At 64.8% G+C, this 18170-nt stretch carries 20 protein-coding genes; 4 read left to right on the top strand and 16 right to left on the bottom strand.

Annotated elements, in window-relative coordinates; translation table 11 throughout:
* The first annotated feature begins 49 nt into the window (after window positions 1–49).
* Window positions 50–1735, top strand: a complete 1686-nt coding sequence (locus ACAX61_RS01195) for a helicase HerA-like domain-containing protein (protein WP_370713006.1) — start codon at window positions 50–52, stop codon at window positions 1733–1735.
* Here the strand turns inward: ACAX61_RS01195 and ACAX61_RS01190 are convergent.
* Genes ACAX61_RS01190 through ACAX61_RS01150 form a run of 9 tightly spaced genes read right to left on the bottom strand, consistent with a single transcriptional unit; the run spans window position 1732 to window position 9366 of the window.
* The gene (locus ACAX61_RS01190) at window positions 1732–2271 is read right to left on the bottom strand and encodes a helix-hairpin-helix domain-containing protein (RefSeq protein WP_370713005.1); all 540 of its coding nucleotides are present in this window, start codon (window positions 2269–2271) and stop codon (window positions 1732–1734) included. The genes ACAX61_RS01195 and ACAX61_RS01190 overlap by 4 nt on opposite strands.
* Window positions 2272–2323: 52 nt before the next feature.
* Entirely contained in the window at window positions 2324–3319 is a 996-nt protein-coding gene (locus tag ACAX61_RS01185; protein ID WP_370713004.1) for a type II secretion system F family protein, read from the bottom strand.
* Window positions 3320–3321: 2 nt separating this feature from the next.
* The gene (locus ACAX61_RS01180; RefSeq protein WP_370713003.1) at window positions 3322–4314 is read right to left on the bottom strand and encodes a type II secretion system F family protein; all 993 of its coding nucleotides are present in this window, start codon (window positions 4312–4314) and stop codon (window positions 3322–3324) included.
* Window positions 4315–4345: 31 nt separating this feature from the next.
* Window positions 4346–5611 (bottom strand): CpaE/TadZ family protein, encoded by a 1266-nt coding sequence (locus ACAX61_RS01175; protein WP_370713002.1) that lies wholly within the window; start codon window positions 5609–5611, stop codon window positions 4346–4348.
* Window positions 5612–5613: 2 nt separating this feature from the next.
* Window positions 5614–6249: a CpaD family pilus assembly protein gene (locus ACAX61_RS01170; RefSeq protein ID WP_370713001.1), complete on the bottom strand. Its 636-nt coding sequence runs from the start codon at window positions 6247–6249 to the stop codon at window positions 5614–5616.
* 11 nt (window positions 6250–6260) lie between these two features.
* A complete protein-coding gene (locus tag ACAX61_RS01165; protein ID WP_370713000.1) occupies window positions 6261–7361 on the bottom strand; it encodes a type II and III secretion system protein family protein in 1101 nt (366 codons plus the stop codon).
* Window positions 7340–7795, bottom strand: a complete 456-nt coding sequence (locus ACAX61_RS01160) for a pilus assembly protein N-terminal domain-containing protein (protein WP_370714868.1) — start codon at window positions 7793–7795, stop codon at window positions 7340–7342. The genes ACAX61_RS01165 and ACAX61_RS01160 overlap by 22 nt, the downstream gene beginning before the upstream one ends.
* A gap of 2 nt (window positions 7796–7797) precedes the next feature.
* Complete coding sequence (gene cpaB / locus ACAX61_RS01155; RefSeq protein ID WP_370712999.1) at window positions 7798–8844, bottom strand: Flp pilus assembly protein CpaB; 1047 nt, start codon at window positions 8842–8844, stop codon at window positions 7798–7800.
* Window positions 8845–8895: 51 nt separating this feature from the next.
* The gene (locus tag ACAX61_RS01150) at window positions 8896–9366 is read right to left on the bottom strand and encodes an A24 family peptidase (protein ID WP_370712998.1); all 471 of its coding nucleotides are present in this window, start codon (window positions 9364–9366) and stop codon (window positions 8896–8898) included.
* A 47-nt stretch (window positions 9367–9413) separates the two neighbouring features.
* Between ACAX61_RS01150 and ACAX61_RS01145 the strand changes: the two genes are divergently transcribed.
* Together ACAX61_RS01145 and ACAX61_RS01140 are read left to right on the top strand one after the other, a co-directional pair.
* Window positions 9414–10355, top strand: coding sequence for an alpha/beta fold hydrolase (locus ACAX61_RS01145; RefSeq protein ID WP_370712997.1), 942 nt, complete (start codon window positions 9414–9416; stop codon window positions 10353–10355).
* A complete protein-coding gene (locus ACAX61_RS01140) occupies window positions 10352–11461 on the top strand; it encodes an NAD(P)/FAD-dependent oxidoreductase (RefSeq protein WP_370712996.1) in 1110 nt (369 codons plus the stop codon). The genes ACAX61_RS01145 and ACAX61_RS01140 overlap by 4 nt, the downstream gene beginning before the upstream one ends.
* A 4-nt stretch (window positions 11462–11465) precedes the next feature.
* Here the strand turns inward: ACAX61_RS01140 and rnhA are convergent, their stop codons facing one another.
* Genes rnhA through ispH form a run of 3 tightly spaced genes read right to left on the bottom strand, consistent with a single transcriptional unit; the run spans window position 11466 to window position 13852 of the window.
* Window positions 11466–11912 (bottom strand): ribonuclease HI, encoded by a 447-nt coding sequence (gene rnhA / locus ACAX61_RS01135; protein ID WP_370712995.1) that lies wholly within the window; start codon window positions 11910–11912, stop codon window positions 11466–11468.
* Complete coding sequence (thrB, locus tag ACAX61_RS01130) at window positions 11909–12874, bottom strand: homoserine kinase (RefSeq protein ID WP_370712994.1); 966 nt, start codon at window positions 12872–12874, stop codon at window positions 11909–11911. Before thrB ends, rnhA begins: the two co-directional genes overlap by 4 nt.
* Before the next feature lie 24 nt (window positions 12875–12898).
* The gene (ispH, locus tag ACAX61_RS01125; RefSeq protein WP_370712993.1) at window positions 12899–13852 is read right to left on the bottom strand and encodes a 4-hydroxy-3-methylbut-2-enyl diphosphate reductase; all 954 of its coding nucleotides are present in this window, start codon (window positions 13850–13852) and stop codon (window positions 12899–12901) included.
* 134 nt (window positions 13853–13986) lie between these two features.
* Between ispH and ACAX61_RS01120 the strand changes: the two genes are divergently transcribed.
* Window positions 13987–14634, top strand: a complete 648-nt coding sequence (locus ACAX61_RS01120) for a hypothetical protein (RefSeq protein ID WP_370712992.1) — start codon at window positions 13987–13989, stop codon at window positions 14632–14634.
* A 33-nt stretch (window positions 14635–14667) separates the two neighbouring features.
* Here the strand turns inward: ACAX61_RS01120 and ACAX61_RS01115 are convergent, their stop codons facing one another.
* The 4 genes from ACAX61_RS01115 to sdhC all read right to left on the bottom strand — a co-directional run bounded on the left by ACAX61_RS01115 (window position 14668) and on the right by sdhC (window position 18115).
* Window positions 14668–15306 (bottom strand): ATP-dependent Clp protease proteolytic subunit, encoded by a 639-nt coding sequence (locus ACAX61_RS01115; RefSeq protein WP_370712991.1) that lies wholly within the window; start codon window positions 15304–15306, stop codon window positions 14668–14670.
* Between the two features lie 201 nt (window positions 15307–15507).
* The gene (sdhA, locus tag ACAX61_RS01110; RefSeq protein WP_370712990.1) at window positions 15508–17310 is read right to left on the bottom strand and encodes a succinate dehydrogenase flavoprotein subunit; all 1803 of its coding nucleotides are present in this window, start codon (window positions 17308–17310) and stop codon (window positions 15508–15510) included.
* Window positions 17310–17699, bottom strand: coding sequence for a succinate dehydrogenase, hydrophobic membrane anchor protein (gene sdhD / locus ACAX61_RS01105; protein WP_370712989.1), 390 nt, complete (start codon window positions 17697–17699; stop codon window positions 17310–17312). Before sdhD ends, sdhA begins: the two co-directional genes overlap by 1 nt.
* 2 nt (window positions 17700–17701) lie before the next feature.
* Window positions 17702–18115, bottom strand: coding sequence for a succinate dehydrogenase, cytochrome b556 subunit (sdhC, locus tag ACAX61_RS01100; protein ID WP_370712988.1), 414 nt, complete (start codon window positions 18113–18115; stop codon window positions 17702–17704).
* Window positions 18116–18170 lie beyond the last annotated feature (55 nt).

Raw genomic sequence — 18170 nt, 5'->3', positions numbered from 1 at the left:
GACAATTGCTGACGCAGCCGCCATTTCCGCCTAATCCTATCATTCGACAATGATCGGAGTGGCGGGAATGGCGGACGCGGCGGCTTCTCTTTTCATCGGCGCAGGGGCGGGGGGCGCCGAACCCCGATCGCTGGTGCTGAAACGGGCCAATCGCCATGGCCTGATCGCCGGAGCCACCGGGACCGGCAAGACCGTCACCCTGCAGGGGCTGGTCGAGGGTTTCTCCGACGCGGGCGTTTCCGTTTTTGTCGCCGATGTGAAGGGGGACCTGTCCGGCCTGGCCATGGCCGGATCACCCCAGAGCAAGACCCATGCGATCTTTGCCGAACGTGCGGCAGAGGTGGGCGACGCCGACTGGGCATATCGCGAATGTCCGGTTCAGTTCTGGGACCTGTTCGGCGAGCAAGGGCATCCGGTACGCGCGACGATCAGCGAAATGGGGCCGTTGCTGCTGGCGCGACTGATGGGCCTGAACGATACGCAGGAAGGCGTGCTGACCATCGCCTTTCACTTGGCGGACGAGGAAGGGCTGTTGTTGCTCGACCTCGACGATCTTCAGGCGATGCTGGCCGAATGTGCAGCGCGCGCGGATGAGATTTCGACGACCTATGGCAATGTCAGCAAGGCCAGCGTCGGCGCGATCCAGCGCCAGATCCTGCAATTGCGCGGGCAGGGCGGGACGCATTTCTTTGGCGAACCTGCGCTGGACATCGCCGATTTCCTGACGACCGACGATATGAGGCGCGGTGTCGTCAACATTCTGGCCGCTGACAAGCTGATGGCCAGTCCCCGCCTCTATGCCAGCTTCCTGTTGTGGCTGCTGTCGGAAATGTTCGAAACGCTGCCCGAGGCGGGCGACCCTGATAAGCCGCGTCTGGTGTTCTTTTTCGATGAGGCGCATCTGCTTTTCGACGATGCCCCGGCTGCCTTGCTGGAAAAGGTGGAGCAGGTGGTGCGGCTGATCCGGTCAAAGGGAGTCGGGGTATATTTCGTCACCCAGAACCCGATCGACATTCCCGAAAGCGTGGCCGGGCAATTGGGGAACCGCATCCAGCACGCGCTGCGCGCCTTCACGCCGCGTGATGAGCGCGCGGTCCGGGCGGCCGCAGAGACGTTTCGCGCCAATCCCGATGTCGATGTCGCTACCGCGATTACCGAACTGAAGGTGGGTGAGGCGCTGGTCTCGCTGCTGCAGGCCGATGGCGCGCCTTCGCCGGTCACACGCACGCTGATCAAACCACCGCGCAGCCGGGTGGGGCCAGTCAGCGCGGTGGAGCGGCGCGTTCTGGTCGAAACAGACGCGATCGGCGGCAAATATGATCAGGCGATCGACCGCGAGTCGGCTGAGGAACTGCTGAGTGCCAAGGCCGAAGAGGCGGCCGCCGCTGCTGCCGAGGCTGAAGCGTTGGCGACGGCGCAAAAGGAGGAGGCCGCTCGGCTGAAGGCTGAGGCGCGCGCCGCCAAGGAAGCCGAACGCGCCCGGATCGCTGCCGACCGCGATGCGGAACGCGCCGCACGAGAGGCGGAGCGTCAACGCCGCGCCGAAGCGAGAGAGGCGGCCAGCTCGCCATGGAACCGCGCGGTCAACTCGGCCACGCGGTCCGCCGCCTCCAGCGTCGGGCGGACGGTTGCGAACGAGGTGACGAAGGCCGTCTTCGGCTCCAGCCGCCGGGGTGGCGGCGGGCTGGGCGCGAAGATCATGCGCGGAGTGCTGGGCGGACTGTTCCGGGGTTAGCGCCAGCGACGCTCATGTTCGTCATCATTGCCTTCGCGCAGCAGCGATGCCTGTTCCCGCCATTGCTGCTGGGCGATGCGACCCCGGCCAAAGCCCAGGCGATCTTCCAGCGCGGTCTCATCCGCCGAGCTCAGCGCTTCGATGGCGGCATAGGTCTTTATGCCCTCGGCCCGAAGCGCATGTTCGGTCGCCTCGTCAATGCCGTGAATGCGCGACAGATTGTCGCGGCCCCAGCCGAACCAGCCGGTCGATTTCGTGCTCGCAGCTCCGCCCGCCAGTGCCGCCGTGCCGCCCGCTGCCAAGAGGGTCGCATGAGTATCGCGATGGCGCAGCGCCTCGTCGCGTTCGCGCTCCAGCTCGTGAATGCGAGCGTCGCGGGTGGTCAGCCCTTCCCGCGCGGCCCTGTGCTCGGCCTCCTGCGCGCGATAGCGGTCCTTCCACTTGCGGCCGCCCGGATGGCTGGCCAGCCCGAACAGCCAGCCCGCGATCAGGCAAAGCGCAAGCACGGCATATTGGGTGGGTGTCGAAAACAGCATGGGACGCCTCCTGTTACGGGGGCAGAACGGCGGGACCGCCGCCGCTGTTCCCTTACCGATTGAGCAGTTGATCGTTGATCGAACAGGCCGCCGGGCCGAGGATGACGATGAAGAGCACCGGCAGGATGAACAGGATCAATGGGACGGTCATGATCGCGGGCAGGCGGGCTGCCTTTTCCTCGGCGCGCATCATCCGTTCGTTGCGGAACTCAGCCGACAGGACGCGCAGCGCCGACGCCAACGGCGTGCCATATTTCTCGGTCTGGATCATTGTGGTGACGACGCCCTTCACCGCCTCCAGATCGACGCGCATCGACAGATTTTCGAACGCCTGCCGCCGGTCGGTCAGGAAGCCGAGTTCGATGGCGGTCAGCGAAAACTCTTCCCCCAGTTCGGGATAGGCGCGGCCCAGCTCGCGCGCCACGCGGTGGAAGGCGGCGTCCACGGTAAGGCCCGCTTCGGCACAGATGACCAGAAGGTCGAGCGCGTCGGGCAGCCCCTTTCGGATCGCTTCGGACCGCTTCTGAATCCGGTTTTTCAGGTAGAGATCGGGCGCCTTGTAAGAGCCGATCAGCGCACCGGCGACCAGCCCATATGCCTTGAGCGGCGACCAGTCAGCGAATGCGTCGGTGCCATATACCCAGTACAGCACCGGCCCGCCGAGCACGATTGGCAGCACCATGCGCCCAAAAATGACGGCTACGGCCCATTCCTTCGACCGGATACCGGCCTGCATCAACTTGCCCTGAGCGGCCTTGACCTGCTCTTCCTGCAGCACTTTCAGCGATTGCAGCAGGTTGCGGATGCGATCGGCGGTCTCGTTCTTCTGAACGATCTTTGCGCGCCGCTTGCTGGTCGATGCGGTGATGCCGGCCTTCAGCTGTTCGCGGCGATCGTTCAGCGCCTTGACCCGGCGAGCCATGGGGTCGCGGATGCTGATTGCGGCATAGACCGCCATGATCGTTGCCAGCGCCGCCACCGCCGACAGCGCGGTCGCAATCAGATAGACGTCGAAGCCAAGCAGGGTGGGGGCGGTCGCGTCGGTCATAATCAGATCTCGAAATTGACCATCTTGGCCATGATGAAGATGCCCAGTCCCATCCAGACCAGGCCGCCGAGGCCGACAATAATCAGCCGCTCATCGACGAAGAAATTCGCCATATATGGCTGGTTGACCATCCAGACGAGGCCGAAGACGATGAACGGCAGGGAGCCGACGATATAGGCGGATGCCTTTGATTCGGACGACATCGCCTTGATCTTGAGCTTCATCTGCATCCGCTTGCGCAGTACGTCGGACAGGTTCGACAGCGTTTCGGCCAGATTGCCGCCGGTCTCACGCTGAATGGCGATGGTTATGACGAAGAACTGAAACTCCGGCGTGCCCAGCCGGTCGGCGGTTTCCTGAAGCGCGGCGTCCAGTGTTCGGCCGATCTTCATCTTGTCGGACACCGACCGAAACTCCTCACCGACAGGGCCGGATACTTCCTGACCGACCACACCGATCGTCTCGGTGATGGGCAGGCCGGAGCGCAGGCCGCGGACGAGCAGTTCGATGGCATCCGGAAACTTGGCATTGAACTTCGCCGTCCGGCGCGTGATCGCCATGCTGACGACCATGTGAGGCACGAAGGTCGCGACGAACAGCGACAGACACAGCGTCAGCAACAGCGGCAGGCCGTTGATCGTCGTCAGCAGCGCGACCGCCAGGAACAGGCCCAGCGAGGCAATGCCATATTGCCCGACGGTCCAGGCTTTGCCGGTCATCGTCAGCCGTTTGGCAAGCTGTGCCGGATTGGGCAGGAAGCGCATAACGGCCAGATCGGCGCGTGTCGCCTTTGCCGTAGCAATCCGCCGCAGTTGAGCATCCATCGCGGCATCGAGAACCGATGCATGCCGCTGACGCACCTGCGTCAGGCGGCGGTTGCCTGCCTTTGCCGTGGACGGACCGGCTAACGCGAATACGAGCAATGCCAGCACGGCAAAGGTGCCCAGCATCACCATCAGGAATGGCATCATTCCGGCACCCAGTTTCGCCTCCATCGATCACGTGTCCGCAGCCGCATGGCGGCGCTTACTTCTTCTTCAGGTTCGACAATTTGGCGCCCAGCGTGGCAAGCAGCGAGCCGCCGGCAGCGCCGCGCGCCCGGTCCGCCTTATCGTCGTCGAATTGGGCCAATAACTGTCCGGACAGGTCGGTCAGGGCACCGACCGTTTTCGATCCCTTGCCCGCTTCGGCCATGGTTTTGCCCAGCTTGGCAGCCTGGGTGCACAGCTTCTGGTCATAGGGGACGATGTGATCGACCTTGTGCTCGATCGACGTTTCGAAATCCTTGCGCGAGATTTCCTGCATCGACGTGGCTGGCGCGCGATTGGCCACGACAATGACCTGCAGCTGCGGCGCGTTGGTTTTCAGCCATGACAGGATGCGGATCGCGTCGCGCGCAGCCGCCAGCGTGAATTCGGTCACCAGCACTGCCGTCTGCAATTCAGCGACCAGATGCGGAAACTGGATCAGCATGGATCGCGGCATGTCCACGACCGTGCATTCAAACGCTGCGCGAATTTCTTCCTGCAACTGGTAAAAGGCGGCGCCGTCGGTAACCACCGGCGCATTGATCGGTGCTTCCGCCGACAAGACCGCAAGTCGTTCGGATGCACGAACCATCGCGCGTTCGATGAACAGCCCGTCGATCCGGCTGGGATTTTCGATGGCGTCGGTCAGCCCGCGACCGGGTTCGAGGTCCAGTGCCAATGCCCCGGTGCCGAAATGCACGTCCAGGTCGAGCAGCGCGGTCGTTCGCCCGCCTGCGTCGCTCAACAACCAGGCGATGGAGGTCGCGATGGTTGACGCACCGACACCGCCACGCGCGCCGATCACGGCCACGCCGCAATGCGGACGATCGGTCGCCTGGTCTGTCGATTTCGGTGCGTTCAGCATCGTATGCGCTTGAGCAAAGGTCTCGCGCAATGCGTCCGGGTTGAGCGGCTTGAGCAGGTAATCGTGAATGCCGCTGGCGATCAGGTCGCGATACAGGCGTACGTCGTTCACCTGCCCACAGGCGATGACAATGGTGCCCGGCTCGCACACTTCGGCCAGCCCGTTGATGTCGTTCAGCGGGTCGCCGCTTTCCGACAGGTCGACGAACAGGATGATGGGACTGGCGGATACCGACAGGGTCTGAACGGCATTGCGAAGGCCGCCCTTGTACACTTTCTCGATAGCCCAGCCCTGTTCGGCTGCGATCTGGCGCATGGTGTCCGCCGAACTATCGTCGCAAACAAATGCCACGAACGGATCACGCGTACCGCCGCGCGCGGAATTCCAAGGGGCGTTCATCGTCACTGGCTCCCCGATTTGACAGCGCCGGCATCCGGCAGGTCTTCACCGGCAGTCAGCTTGCGCTCACGCATTGCCTGAATGGGCTTTGCAGCAGTCATCGGATCGCTAAGCCCGTTGCCCGAACGGCCGCGAACCAGATCTTCTGGCCGGGCAACCATCGCTGCCAGGTTGCTATTCACGCCGCAGCCATAGTCGGAAGAGGTGTGAGCATCGAAGTTGGGCTGATAGGTGCGGCTGTGATCGGGACAGCCGGGCACTGACGCGCTGGCACGCGCAATGATGACGCGCACGGTGCCGGGTGCGATCTCACCCGCGGTAACGGGCGCACCTTCGGCCAGAAGGATGCCGTAACGGGCGGCGAGGGCCGCGATCTCGACCCGCGCGGCAGTGTCATGCTGCCCGCCGGTATCGACATGTAGCGCATCGCCATAACCTGCGCCGAGCGCGGTTAGCCAACCAGCCAGTCGCTGCCCTTCGCCAGCGGCCAGACCGTCAGGACCGGCGAGCACGTCAATCGCATAATCAGTACGTGTGACGACCGGCTGGTGGACCGATTCAACCGAGCGGTTCGCGGTGCCGCCGCATCCGGCCAGCATTGCGGCTGACATCAACAGCGCGGCAATCGAATGGCGCATCTTGGGCATCCTCAATTGCTGAAACCGGGGGCAGGGGTGCCCTTGGACCGGGAGTCGGGCTTCGGCGCTTCCGGCGCGACGGGCGCGGTCGCACCGATCACCGGTTGAGCCGCAGGTGGGGTTGCCATGGTGGGGCGCGGCCGGTCACGATTTCCGCCAATGCCCTCGACCTGGCCCAGCATCACCCGTTCGACATCGCTTGGCGTCTTGTAGCCATCGGTCGGCAACGCGATCTGGTTGGCGTCGACAGGCTTCACCAGATAGGGGGTGACCACGATCACCAGTTCGGTTTCGTTTCGCCGAAATCCATTGGACCGGAACAACGCACCCAGGATGGGCACGTCGCCCAGGCCGGGGGTCTTTTCGATCTGGTTGTTGTGGCTGTTCTGAAGCAGGCCCGCGATCATGAAGCTCTGGCCCGAACCCAGCTCTACGGTGGTTTCGGCGCGGCGCGTGGTGACGGCGGGAATCTGAAAGCCAGAGATCGTGACGGCGCCGACGGCCGTCAGCTCCGAAACTTCGGGCCGGACGCGCAGCGATATGCGCCCATCGGCCAGAACCGTGGGGGTATAGGCCAGGCTGACGCCGTATTGGCGATACTGAACCGAAACCGCGCCCAGCCCCTGGCTAAGCGGAATGGGGATTTCGCCGCCCGCCAGAAAGGTTGCGGTCTCACCCGACAATGCGGTCAGGTTGGGGTTTGCCAGCGTCGTGACCTGTCCGATGGTTTCGCCCAGATCCAAGGACGCGAGCAGATCGGTACCAAGGAAGCGGCCCGCCGCGCCCAGCACGCTGCTATTCTCGGTCGGACTTGGGAACTGGAACAGTGTATCGCCCGGCCGCGCGCCATTACTGTCGATCGGGGCATTGGGCTGACCAGGCACGCCGGGTACCGTCGTGATCGAACCCTGTCGCCCGCGCGCCAGACCGAACAGGAACGAGCCGCCGTCGCGGTTGGTCAGATTGGCGCCGATATTCTTCATGAAGTCGCGGCTGACTTCCGCAATCTTGACCTGCAGATTGACCTGCAACGGTGTCGCCGTGCGCAGCCGCGACACGACCTTGCTCTTTTCGCCGACAAAGGCCTGGGTCAGCCGTTCAGCCTCCGCCACGTCGTCCGGACTGCAACCGTGCCCGTGAGGAGCACAAGGCCGTTCATCGGCGTCGCGGTGATCGCCGCATCGGGCATCGCCAGCCGCAGCATCGACCCGATCGAGTCGATATTGTCGCCGACGCGAAGGTTGGATGAATAGGCGATCTTGCCCGTTCGGGTTACGGCATAGACGGTGGTTTCGCCCGGCGCCTTGCCGAACACCCAGAATTGGGTGGGGGATCGGACCGAGACATCGGCAATCCCTTCGGCTGCCACGAACACGTCGCTGATCGGTTCCTGCACCGTCACCAGCCGACCGCGGCCGGTGGCAATCTGCACGATGCCATCGGGCGTGCTGACGCTTTGCGCAGCGGCGGGCTGGGCCGTGGCGAGCGCGATCGGCGCTGTCGCAATCGCCAGAGCAAGAGCCCGGCGGAATGGCCTGTTCACCATGGTCACTTCTTACCCCCAACTTCGACGGCGGTGACACTGGTGCCACGTGCGACCCGGACGACGGGGCCGCTGTTGCTGCTGGCCGGGGCCGCGCCGGGAAACCCGGACGCCGAGGCCATTTGCGTCGGCGCGGAACCCCCGCCGCCATTGCTGCGGCCCGGTACGGTCGCGCGCTGGAACCGGGAAACATCGGCGCCTGTGGAATAGCTTGCCTTTCCTTCGATCGGACGAGCGGCGACACGAGCCAGCATCGCGCGCTCCGCTGCCGGATTGTCGCCTTCGGGCACATCGACATCGCCCGAAGCAATCGCTTCCTCAAGATCGGCTGCATTGTCGGCAATCGACCGCAGCGACAGCGACAATGTGCCGACCTGCTGCGCAACCGCGATTTTTTCGGCAATGCTGGGCGTTGCCTCAAGCGTGACCGTTGAGAAGGTGTTGACGATGGTATTGCCCTTTTCGTCGGTCTGCTTGTCGGCGCGCTGATCGGTCGCCAGCACGCGCAGGTTGCGCAGTACCGTCTCCGACGCCTTCAGCGGCGGGCCGTCGCCGCCGCCCTCGACCGACTGGGTCAGGATCAGGTCGACGCGATCACCAGGAAAGACAAAGCCCGCGACCGAAGACTGCGCGCTGACCGGCACCGTGACCGCCCGCATTCCCGCGCCGAGCGCTGCCGCCAGAAAGCCGCGATCGCCGGGTTTGACCAGCGCACCCTGGGTCACCGGCTGACCGGCCGGGATGGCAAAGCGCACGACGGTGCCCATGACCGTTTTCGGATCGAAGCCGTCGGCTTCGACGAAATAGGCGTTCTCGATCAGCTCCTTGGGCCACGGCTGAAACTTGACCGTATCGGGGCCGATGATCGTGCCGACCGGCAGGGCGCGCGTTGCGACCATCACCTTTGGTCCCGTGGGGACCGCCGCCGCCGGGGCGATCTGGGCATCCGCGACCGGGGCGGATGCCCCCATGAACAGGCTGCGCGCCATGAACGCGGTAATGGCGGCGACAATCAGCGCACCTGCCAGCAGAATGATCTTACGTCCGTCCATGACGCTATGGGCCTTTTCGATTCGAAGCCGGTTTCCCGGGCGTCAGACAAGTCACCGAAAATGGTTAAGGAGTGGTTCGTTAAAGGTCAGAAGCGCTGCGCAGGCGATTGCCACGCCGTACGGCACCTGTGGCGGTTCGGGGGTGTGGTGCAGCTTGCGTTCGACCAGCAGAGCGACCGTGATCGCACCGCCGATCAGCGACATGACGATCAGCATCGACGTCAGCGGCCCCAGCGGCACCCACAGCGCCAGCGCGGCGATCATCTTGACATCGCCGCCGCCCATCATGCCCAGCGCAAAGGCAAGCGCGAACAGAGCAAAGGTGCCGACACCCAGCCCGATCTGAATCGCCATGTCGGGCCAGGGCGAAAGGCCGATGGCCAACCACCAGAGCGGCGCGAGCAGCGCAATGGCCGCGTTTTTCCAGTTGGCGATCTCCCGACGGCGAACATCCTCGATCGCGGCGGACAGCAACAGGCACGCGAGCGCGACCGGCAGCAGGATTGCGAAATTGACCCCCATGTCATTCCAACTAGACGACAGGGCTTGCCAAAACGTAACCATCGCGGATGGCAGCACATCCGGCCTTGCGACGGGCCTATCCCCCCGATGCCGCGATCGGCGAATGGCATGCGCCCGACGGCTGGGCGCACCGGACGTTCGAATGGCGTGCAGAGGGTCACGCACGCGGCAGCATCCTGTTCCAGGCGGGACGCGGCGACGTGTTCGAAAAGTATCTTGAGGCGTTTCATCATTGGCACGATCGCGGCTGGAATGTCGCCAGCTTCGATTGGCGGGGGCAGGGCGGGTCGGGCCGCTGCGGCCCGCACGCGCATTGCGGGCATGTCGAGCGGTTCGGCCTGTTCCACGACGATCTGCGCGCCTTCTGGTCGGACTGGCGCGCGCGCATGGCGGGGCCGCATGTGCTGATCGGCCATTCGATGGGCGGTTTCCTGAGCCTCAGGGCCTTGGTGGATCGGACAGTCGATCCCGCTGCTGCCGTGCTGGTTGCGCCGATGCTGGGCCTGAAAGGGCCGCTTCCGGCCGCGGTCGGGTTGTATGCGGCGCGGCTGATGCGCGCCGTGGGCGATCCCGCGCGCCCCGCGTGGAAGGGCAACGAGCGCCCCGCCACGACCGAGACGCGGCAGGCATTGCTGACGCACGATCCAGATCGTTATGCCGATGAAATCTGGTGGCAACAGGCCGATCCCCGGCTGATGACCGGGCCGCCCAGCTGGGCCTGGGTCGCCGATGCCTTTGCCGAAACGCGTGCGTTGCAGAGTGATGCGGCAGTGCCGTCGATGCGAGTGCCGCTGCTGGCGCTGATCGCGCAGGCGGACGGGCTGGTCGATCCGCAGGCGGCCATGCGGGTGTTGCGGCGATTGTCCGACGCGCAGATCCTTGCCTTTGGGCGCGAGGCGGCGCACGAGCTTTTGCGAGAGGACGATGCGGTGCGCGACCGCGCGCTGGCGGCCATCGACGCCTTCCTCGACGAAAAGGCTCCGAATTGAACCAGACCTTTGACATCGTGATCGCCGGCGGGGGCATCGCCGGCGCCAGCCTTGCGGCCGAAGCGGCGGCTCATGCCCGCGTGCTGTTGATCGAGGCGGAGGATCAGCCCGGTTATCACGCGACGGGCCGATCCGCCGCCTTCTGGTCGGAAACCTATGGCGGGCCGGGCGTGCAGCCGCTGACCACCGCGTCCGGCCCGATCCTGTCCAACCCACCGGAAGAACTGGGCGGGGAGAGCTTTTTGAAGCCACGCGGCGAATTGTTCATCGGGCGGGAACAGGATGGCCCGGCGCTCGACGCGTTCATGGCCGCGTTTGCGGACACAGAGGTCGAACTGGAGCGCGTCGATCCGCACAAGATGCTGCCGGGGCTGCGACCCGAATGGGTGCAGGCCGTTTACGAGCCGACCTGCCGCGACATCGATGTCGGGCGGCTGCACGGCGCCTGGCTGGCGCTGGGCCGACGGCGCGGGGTTGAGCTGGTGACGCGCGCGCGACTGACCGATGCGCGACGTGAGGGAAATAGCTGGACGATCCAGACAGATGCTGGCCGCTTTTCGGCGGCGGTGCTGGTCGATGCGGCCGGCGCCTGGGCGGATCGTATCGCAGAAGCGGCGGGCATCGCCCCGATCGGGATTGCGCCGTTACGACGGACCATGGTGCAGTTGCGCGTCGACCCGCCCATGGCCGCCAATGCACCGCTGGTGCGCGACGGCACCGACCGTTTCTATTTCAAGCCCGAAGCGGGCGGCCGCGTCTGGCTGTCACCGCATGACGAGGTGCCCGATACCCCGCGCGACGTCGCACCGGAGGAGATCGACGTTGCCGTCGCCATTGATCGGTTCGAAACGGCGGTGGACTGGCGGGTTGAGGCTGTAGAGCGTCGCTGGGCGGGATTGCGCAGTTTCGCGCCCGACCGGCTGCCCGTTTACGGCTTCGATCCGGCTGCAGAGGGATTTTTCTGGTTCGCCGGGCAGGGCGGTTTCGGCATTCAGACCGCACCTGCCGCCGCCGCGCTGGGTGCGGCATTGCTGACAGGTTCGGCCATGCCCGGCTGGTTGAGCGGGATCGATCCCGACCGTTATTCGCCCGCACGGTTCCGCTGAACGGTTATCGCGCGACCGCCTTTGCCGCGTCACTCGCCAGCTTGTCGGCGCGTTCATTGTCGGGATGACCGGCATGGCCCTTGACCCACACCCATTCGACGCGGTGCGGGGCGGCGGCCTCGATCAGCGCTTGCCACAGCTCGGCATTCTTTACCGGCTGGCGCGCCGCCGTCTTCCAGCCATTTTTGCGCCAGCCGTGAATCCATTTGGTCAGGCCGTCCATGACATATCGGCTGTCGGTCGACAGCGTGACGCGGCACGGCTTGGTCAGGGCGTTCAGACCCTGTATCGCCGCCATCAATTCCATGCGGTTGTTGGTCGTCAGCGCCTCTCCGCCCGACAATTCCTTTTCCCGTGCGCCATATCGGATCAGCGCCCCCCAGCCGCCGGGGCCGGGATTGCCCTTGCACGCTCCGTCGGTCGCGATTTCCACATGCGGAAGCTCGGTCATGCGAGCGTCCGCATCCGCGCGGCAAGATCGGGGTCATAGGCGCGTAGTCGCCGCCAGAAGGCCAGCGGGTCCTTGCGCGTGACCAGCGCATCGGCGGGCGTGTTCAACCAGTCCCACGCACGCGACAGGGTGAAGCGGACACAGGCCCCCACCGCCAGATCGCTGAACGCCGCGCGCTCAGCCTCGCTCAGCGGGAAATGCCGCGAATAGCCCGCGACCAGCGCATCGCCGATAGCCGCGTCATAATTTGCCCCCGTCGCGTCAAAGCTCCAGGCCGCATGCATGATAGCCAAGTCGTAAAGGCGCAGATCGGTGCAGGCGAAGTAGAAGTCGATCAGTCCCGTAACCCGCTCGTCCAGCATCAGCACATTGTCGGGAAACAGGTCGGCATGAATGGCCGATGCGGGCAGGTGGTGCGGCCAGCGCGCCTCAACGTGGTCCAGCGCCAATGCGATATCCGCATACAGGCCAGGTGCAATCTGATCCAGGCTGCCGCCGCAGCGGTCGAACAGCGGCCGCCACGTGCCGATCCCCATCGAATTGGCGCGCTGACCGTCGAAATCGGCGACCGCGGCGTGCATCTGGCCCATGGCATCGCCCGCCGCAAGCGCCTGTCCCGCGGTCGGATGCGACAGCGACACGCCCGGCAGAAAGCGGATCAGACATGCCGGACGCCCGGCGAGTTCGTGGATCGCGCGCCCCTCCCGATCCTTGATCGCGGGCGGCACGGGCAGCCCCTTGTCGGCCAGGTGATCGAGCAGCGACAGGAAATACGGCAGGTCATCTCCCGACACCCGCTTTTCATACAGGGTCAGGATGAAGCGATCGGTCGTCGTTTCGACCAGATAGTTCGAATTCTCGACCCCCTCGGCAATCCCCTTTGCCGAAACCAGTTGCCCTGCGTCGAAACGTGTCAGGAAATCGGCCAGCAATTCGGCCGACACATGCGTATAGACCGCCATCGTCCCCCCTCTTGGTCCGTGCGATCAGGCGGCTTCGAGGCCGCGCGGCAGTTTGAAGGCGATCGTCTCGCGCGTGGTTTCGACCTCGCGTTCGAGCACTTCGAACCGCTCGGCCAGCCGCGCGACCACTTCGCGCACCAGCACTTCGGGAGCGGAGGCCCCGGCCGTGATGCCGAGTGATCCGACCCCGTCCAGCCATGCAAAGTCCAGATCCTGCGCGCGCTGGATCAACCGGGCGGGCGTTCCCTCTCGCTCCGCCACTTCGACCAGACGCAACGAGTTGGACGAATTGGGCGCCCCGATGACCAGCACCAGGTCAACGCTGCCCGCAATCGCCTTTACCGCCGTCTGGCGATTGGTGGTGGCATAGCAGATGTCGTCTGCATGCGGCGCAACGATCGAGGGAAAGCGCACCCGCAGTGCCGCCAGCACCGCAGCGGTATCCTCCACCGACAGCGTCGTCTGGGTCAGGAAGGCGAGGTTTTCCGGGTCAGGCACGCTCAGCGACGCGACATCCGCCGCCGTTTCCACCAGCGTCATGTTGCCTTCGGGCACTTGCCCGAACGTGCCGATGACTTCCGGGTGCCCGGCATGGCCGATGAAGATGATGTGGCGGCCCGCCGCGACCAGCCGTTCGGCCTGACGATGGACCTTGGACACCAGCGGGCAGGTCGCATCCAGATAGGAAAGGCCGCGCGCCTCCGCCTTGGCGGGCACAGCCTTTGGCACGCCGTGTGCGGAAAACACGACCGGTACGTCATCGGGCACCTGATCCAGTTCCTCGACGAAGATCGCGCCCTTGGCCTTCAGCGTGTCGACGACATATTTGTTATGGACGATTTCGTGGCGGACATAGACCGGCGCGCCGTAACGCTCGATCGCCAGTTCCACGATGCGGATCGCCCGGTCGACCCCGGCACAGAAGCCGCGCGGCGCGGCGATCAGCAATTCGAGCATCGGCTTTTCGACATCGTTCATGGCATATGGCCCTACGCGATTGCTTGCGTGTGCGAAAGGCGCTTCCTATGGTCGCGCGCCTTGGACGGGCCTGTCGCCGCTGCCCGGCGGCGCGTGGCCCGTTCGTGTATCAGATGGGAAGGAAGTGTTCCGCCGTGAAGATCATCAGGCTCGCCACGCCGATCGCGCTCGCCGCCGCAGTCGCCGGCTGCTCGCGTGAGGGCGAGATCAGCATCGACGGCGGCGTCGGTATCCAGGCGACGCGCACCGCTTGTCCCATCGTCGGCGTTCCCGCCGGAACGGGCGACATCACGCTGTTCGACCCGCCCGCCAGCCGCGATGCGGCGGCGATCGACGTTGTGGCCAACATCACGAATGTTCGTGGCCAGTGCGGCGAATCGGGAAATGACGTGGTCACCACGGTGACGTTCGACGTTCAGGCGCGCCGCAACCGCACCGATTCGGCGCGCACGGTCACCTTGCCCTATTTCCTCGCCATCGTGCGCGGCGGCACCAATGTGACGGCAAAGCGGATCGGTGAGGTGACGTTGACCTTCCCCGCCGGTCAGGCGCGCGCGCAGACCAGCGCGACCGCGACCAGCGTGGTGGCGCGTTCGGCCGCAACCTTGCCGGAAGAGATTCGCGATCAGTTGACCAAGCGTCGTCGCGCCGGTCAGGAAGAAGCAGCGGTCGACCCGCTGTCGGCACCGGGCGTTCGCGCCGCCGTGGCCCGCGCGACGTTCGAAGCCTTGGTCGGGTTCCAGCTCACCAACGAACAGCTGCGTTACAACGCGACGCGGTAAGGGATGGGGGCGGAACCGCCCGCCCCGGTCCTGTCAGATGACGTCGAGGACGAGGCCCTTTTCACGTGCCTCGTCCGCTTCGATGTACCAGTTTTCCGGGGCGCGGCGGACCAGCTCGTCGAAATCGACGCCGGAGCCGTCGACGATCGCGCGAAAGCCCTCTTCCTCGATCATGATCGAATGTTCGATTTCGTGCAGCGTGGCCTTCAGGGTGGCAACGCAGGTTTTGAGCGGTCCGGCGACTTCGACCGTCTTGTTCATGATCCGCTCGTGAATCATGATCCGCGTGCCGCGCGTCAGAAAGCGCTTGTCGACCGGGAAGGCTGACATGAACGTCGCACCCGCCGAATAGACCGCAACCTTGCCCAGAAACAGAAATTCGCGGCCATCGAATTCGCGCAGCAGGCGGATTTCGTCACCCATCAGCCGCGCGACTTCTGGATCGCCGCCCAGCGTCGAGATGGCGATGACGACGGCGCCGTCCTTGGGCGCGTTGGCCAGCTGGTCGCGGAACACGGCGTACATCGCGTGATCGACGGGGCCGGCCAGCGTGATGTGCGGATTGGCAAGCAGCGGATATTGATTGATCGACCCGCCGGCCACTGAACCATCGGGCGTTTCCGCTCCCGGAGCGTCGGGTGCGTGCAGAGTGTCGGACAGGGGATCGGGCATGGCTGGGCACCTTGAGCTAAATGGGTCGGTCGAAAACGATGTGCGGGGCAGGGCGGCAGACGCGTTTTCGCCGCCGCGAATCTTACATGCCCCCGAATGCCGCGTGCCGCCGATGGTTCCGCTCGCCTGTATCTTTCCCGAAACGAAAAAGGCGCGCCGCCTACCGGGCGACGCGCCTTTGATGGCCGAAGCCGAATAGCGTCAGTAAACGCGCTTCTTCGGCTTGATATACTCGATTTCGTCGGTGAGCGTGTAGTCATGGACCGGGCGGTAATCGAGCGAGCAGGCGCCGCCCTTGCCGCCCCAGCCGTCGAACGTCGCAATCGTGTGCTTCATCCAGTTGGCATCGTCGCGCTCAGGGAAATCCTCATGCATGTGGGCGCCGCGCGATTCCTTGCGATTTTCGGCGCTGCGGATCGTCACGACGGCCTGGCCGATCAGATTGTCCAGCTCCAGCGTCTCGATCAGATCGGTGTTCCAGATCAGCGAGCGATCGGTAACGCCGATATCTTCCATGCCCTTGTAGATGACGTCCATCTTCTGAACGCCTTCGGACAGCAGGGCCGAATCGCGGAACACGGCAGCGTTGCGCTGCATCGTCTTTTGCATTTCGGCGCGGATCTGTGCCGTCGGCGTGGCGCCAGAGGCGTTGCGGAAATGGTCGAGACGGCTGAGCGCCATTTCTTCCGAGCCCTTGGGCAGCGGATTGTGCGACGTGCCCGGCTTCAGCGTTTCCTTCAGGCGCAAGCCAGTGGCGCGACCGAAGACGACCAGATCGATCAGCGAATTGGAGCCGAGGCGATTCGCGCCGTGCACCGACACGCAGGCCGCTTCGCCAACCGCGAACAGGCCGGGGACGACCGCATCGGGGTTGCCGTCCTTCAGATGGACGACTTCACCATGATAATTGGTCGGCACGCCGCCCATATTATAGTGGACGGTGGGGACCACCGGCAGCGGCTTGCGCGTCAAATCGACACCGGCGAAAATCTTGCCGGTTTCGGTGATGCCGGGCAGGCGTTCGGCCAGCACCTTGGGATCGATGTGATCGAGGTGCAGGAAGATGTGGTCGCTTTCCTTGCCGACGCCGCGACCCTCGCGAATTTCCATCGCCATGGACCGCGACACGACGTCGCGGCTGGCCAGATCCTTGGCCGACGGCGCGTAGCGTTCCATGAAACGCTCGCCTTCGGAATTGGTCAGATAGCCGCCTTCACCGCGCGCACCCTCGGTGATCAACACGCCCGCCCCATAAATGCCGGTCGGGTGGAACTGCACGAACTCCATGTCCTGAAGCGGCAGTCCTGCGCGCAGCACCATGCCGTTGCCGTCGCCGGTGCAGGTATGGGCGCTGGTCGCCGACTGATACACGCGGCCGCCGCCGCCGGTTGCCAGCACGACGGCATGGCTGCGGAAACGGTGAATCGAGCCGTCTTCCATGCACATGGCAATGACGCCGCGGCAGGCGCCGTTTTCCATGATCAGGTCGAGCGCGAAATATTCGATGAAGAAGTCCGCGTCGTACTTCAGGCTCTGTTGATACAGCGCGTGAAGCATGGCGTGGCCGGTACGGTCGGCCGCCGCGCAGGTGCGCTGCACCGGCGGGCCTTCGCCCATATTCTGCATATGGCCGCCGAACGGGCGCTGATAGATGGTGCCGTTGTCGTTGCGGCTGAACGGCACGCCAGCATGTTCCAGCTCGTAAACCGCCGCCGGCGCTTCGCGCACCATATATTCAATGGCGTCCTGGTCGCCGAGCCAGTCGGAGCCCTTGACGGTGTCGTACATATGCCACGACCAATGGTCGGGCGAGTTGTTGCCCAGCGACGCGGCGATGCCGCCCTGTGCGGCGACGGTGTGGCTGCGCGTCGGGAACACCTTGGTAATGCAAGCGGTCTTGAGACCCGCTTCGGCGCTGCCCATCGTCGCGCGCAGGCCGGAGCCGCCCGCGCCGACGACGATCACGTCATAGGTGTGGTCGATAATCTTGTATGCGTCGCTCATCAGGAAACCACCTGCGCCGCAAAGGCGAGCTTGAGGATCGAGAAGATCGCGGTCGCACCCAGGCCGACCACGAAGAAGTTCAGAAGGAACAGCATGATGACGCGCGATTCGGCGTAGCTGTAATCCTCGATCACCACCTGCAGACCGAGGCGGAAGTGCCAGAAAACGCTCAGAATCAGCAGCGCCATCGGCACCGCGGCCCATGCCGACGAAAGCCAGGCGGTGACCGTCGCGTAATCATAGGCGGGCAGCATCGCCAGCGACGCGATGAACCACAGCATGAGGACCAGGTTGCCGCCCGCGGTGACCCGCTGCGTCCACCAGTGATGCGCGCCTTCCTTGGCGGCGCCCAGGCCGCGCACGCGGCCGATGCTGGTTCCGGTACCCATTCTTACTTCCCCGCGATCAGAAACGCCCACAGGGCGAGGGTGGCAACCACCGAGAAGACGAACGTCGCCTGCGCGCCGCGCTTGTTGCGCTTCAGTTCGTAACCGGCGCCGGTGTCGAGGAACAGGTGGCGGACGCCCGATGCCATGTGCTGAAAGAAGGATGCCGTCAGGCCGATCCCAAACACATAGCCGACCACGTTCATCCGCCCGTCGGCATAGGTGAACAGGTCAAGAAAAGCGGCATAGCTCGCTTCTCCGGCCGCAGCGCATGCCAGCCATGCGACGAGCAGGACGCTGCCGACCAGCGCCATCCCGTCACCGGTTACGCGGTGCAGGATCGAGACCGTCATATGCGGCCCCCATTTCCAGATCGACAGATGCGGCGACAGCGGCCGGCTCACGGGTTTCGTTGCCACGAGGTGGGTTCCTTTCGCAGCCGCTAATGGCCCCCTGTCTTCGCAGATGCAAGAT

This window comes from Sphingomonas sp. IW22, from assembly GCF_041321155.1.
Taxonomy (GTDB): domain Bacteria; phylum Pseudomonadota; class Alphaproteobacteria; order Sphingomonadales; family Sphingomonadaceae; genus Sphingomonas.
Note: the sequence above shows the minus strand (reverse complement) of the source record. Positions and strands in the feature narration are given on the sequence as shown.

Bases quoted from the DNA above. Each gene is read 5' to 3' on its own strand.
- ACAX61_RS01190 (WP_370713005.1), bottom strand. From the start codon at position 2,271: ATGCTGTTTTCGACACCCACCCAATATGCCGTGCTTGCGCTTTGCCTG.
- ACAX61_RS01145 (WP_370712997.1), top strand. From the start codon at position 9,414: ATGGCAGCACATCCGGCCTTGCGACGGGCCTATCCCCCCGATGCCGCG.
- ACAX61_RS01195 (WP_370713006.1), top strand. From the start codon at position 50: ATGATCGGAGTGGCGGGAATGGCGGACGCGGCGGCTTCTCTTTTCATC.
- sdhA (WP_370712990.1), bottom strand. From the start codon at position 17,310: ATGAGCGACGCATACAAGATTATCGACCACACCTATGACGTGATCGTC.
- rnhA (WP_370712995.1), bottom strand. From the start codon at position 11,912: ATGACCGAGCTTCCGCATGTGGAAATCGCGACCGACGGAGCGTGCAAG.
- ACAX61_RS01175 (WP_370713002.1), bottom strand. From the start codon at position 5,611: ATGAACGCCCCTTGGAATTCCGCGCGCGGCGGTACGCGTGATCCGTTC.
- ACAX61_RS01185 (WP_370713004.1), bottom strand. From the start codon at position 3,319: ATGACCGACGCGACCGCCCCCACCCTGCTTGGCTTCGACGTCTATCTG.
- ACAX61_RS01170 (WP_370713001.1), bottom strand. From the start codon at position 6,249: ATGCGCCATTCGATTGCCGCGCTGTTGATGTCAGCCGCAATGCTGGCC.
- ACAX61_RS01150 (WP_370712998.1), bottom strand. From the start codon at position 9,366: ATGGGGGTCAATTTCGCAATCCTGCTGCCGGTCGCGCTCGCGTGCCTG.
- ACAX61_RS01115 (WP_370712991.1), bottom strand. From the start codon at position 15,306: ATGCCCGATCCCCTGTCCGACACTCTGCACGCACCCGACGCTCCGGGA.
- cpaB (WP_370712999.1), bottom strand. From the start codon at position 8,844: ATGGACGGACGTAAGATCATTCTGCTGGCAGGTGCGCTGATTGTCGCC.
- sdhD (WP_370712989.1), bottom strand. From the start codon at position 17,699: ATGGGTACCGGAACCAGCATCGGCCGCGTGCGCGGCCTGGGCGCCGCC.
- ACAX61_RS01180 (WP_370713003.1), bottom strand. From the start codon at position 4,314: ATGGAGGCGAAACTGGGTGCCGGAATGATGCCATTCCTGATGGTGATG.
- ACAX61_RS01160 (WP_370714868.1), bottom strand. From the start codon at position 7,795: ATGGTGAACAGGCCATTCCGCCGGGCTCTTGCTCTGGCGATTGCGACA.
- ispH (WP_370712993.1), bottom strand. From the start codon at position 13,852: ATGAACGATGTCGAAAAGCCGATGCTCGAATTGCTGATCGCCGCGCCG.
- thrB (WP_370712994.1), bottom strand. From the start codon at position 12,874: ATGGCGGTCTATACGCATGTGTCGGCCGAATTGCTGGCCGATTTCCTG.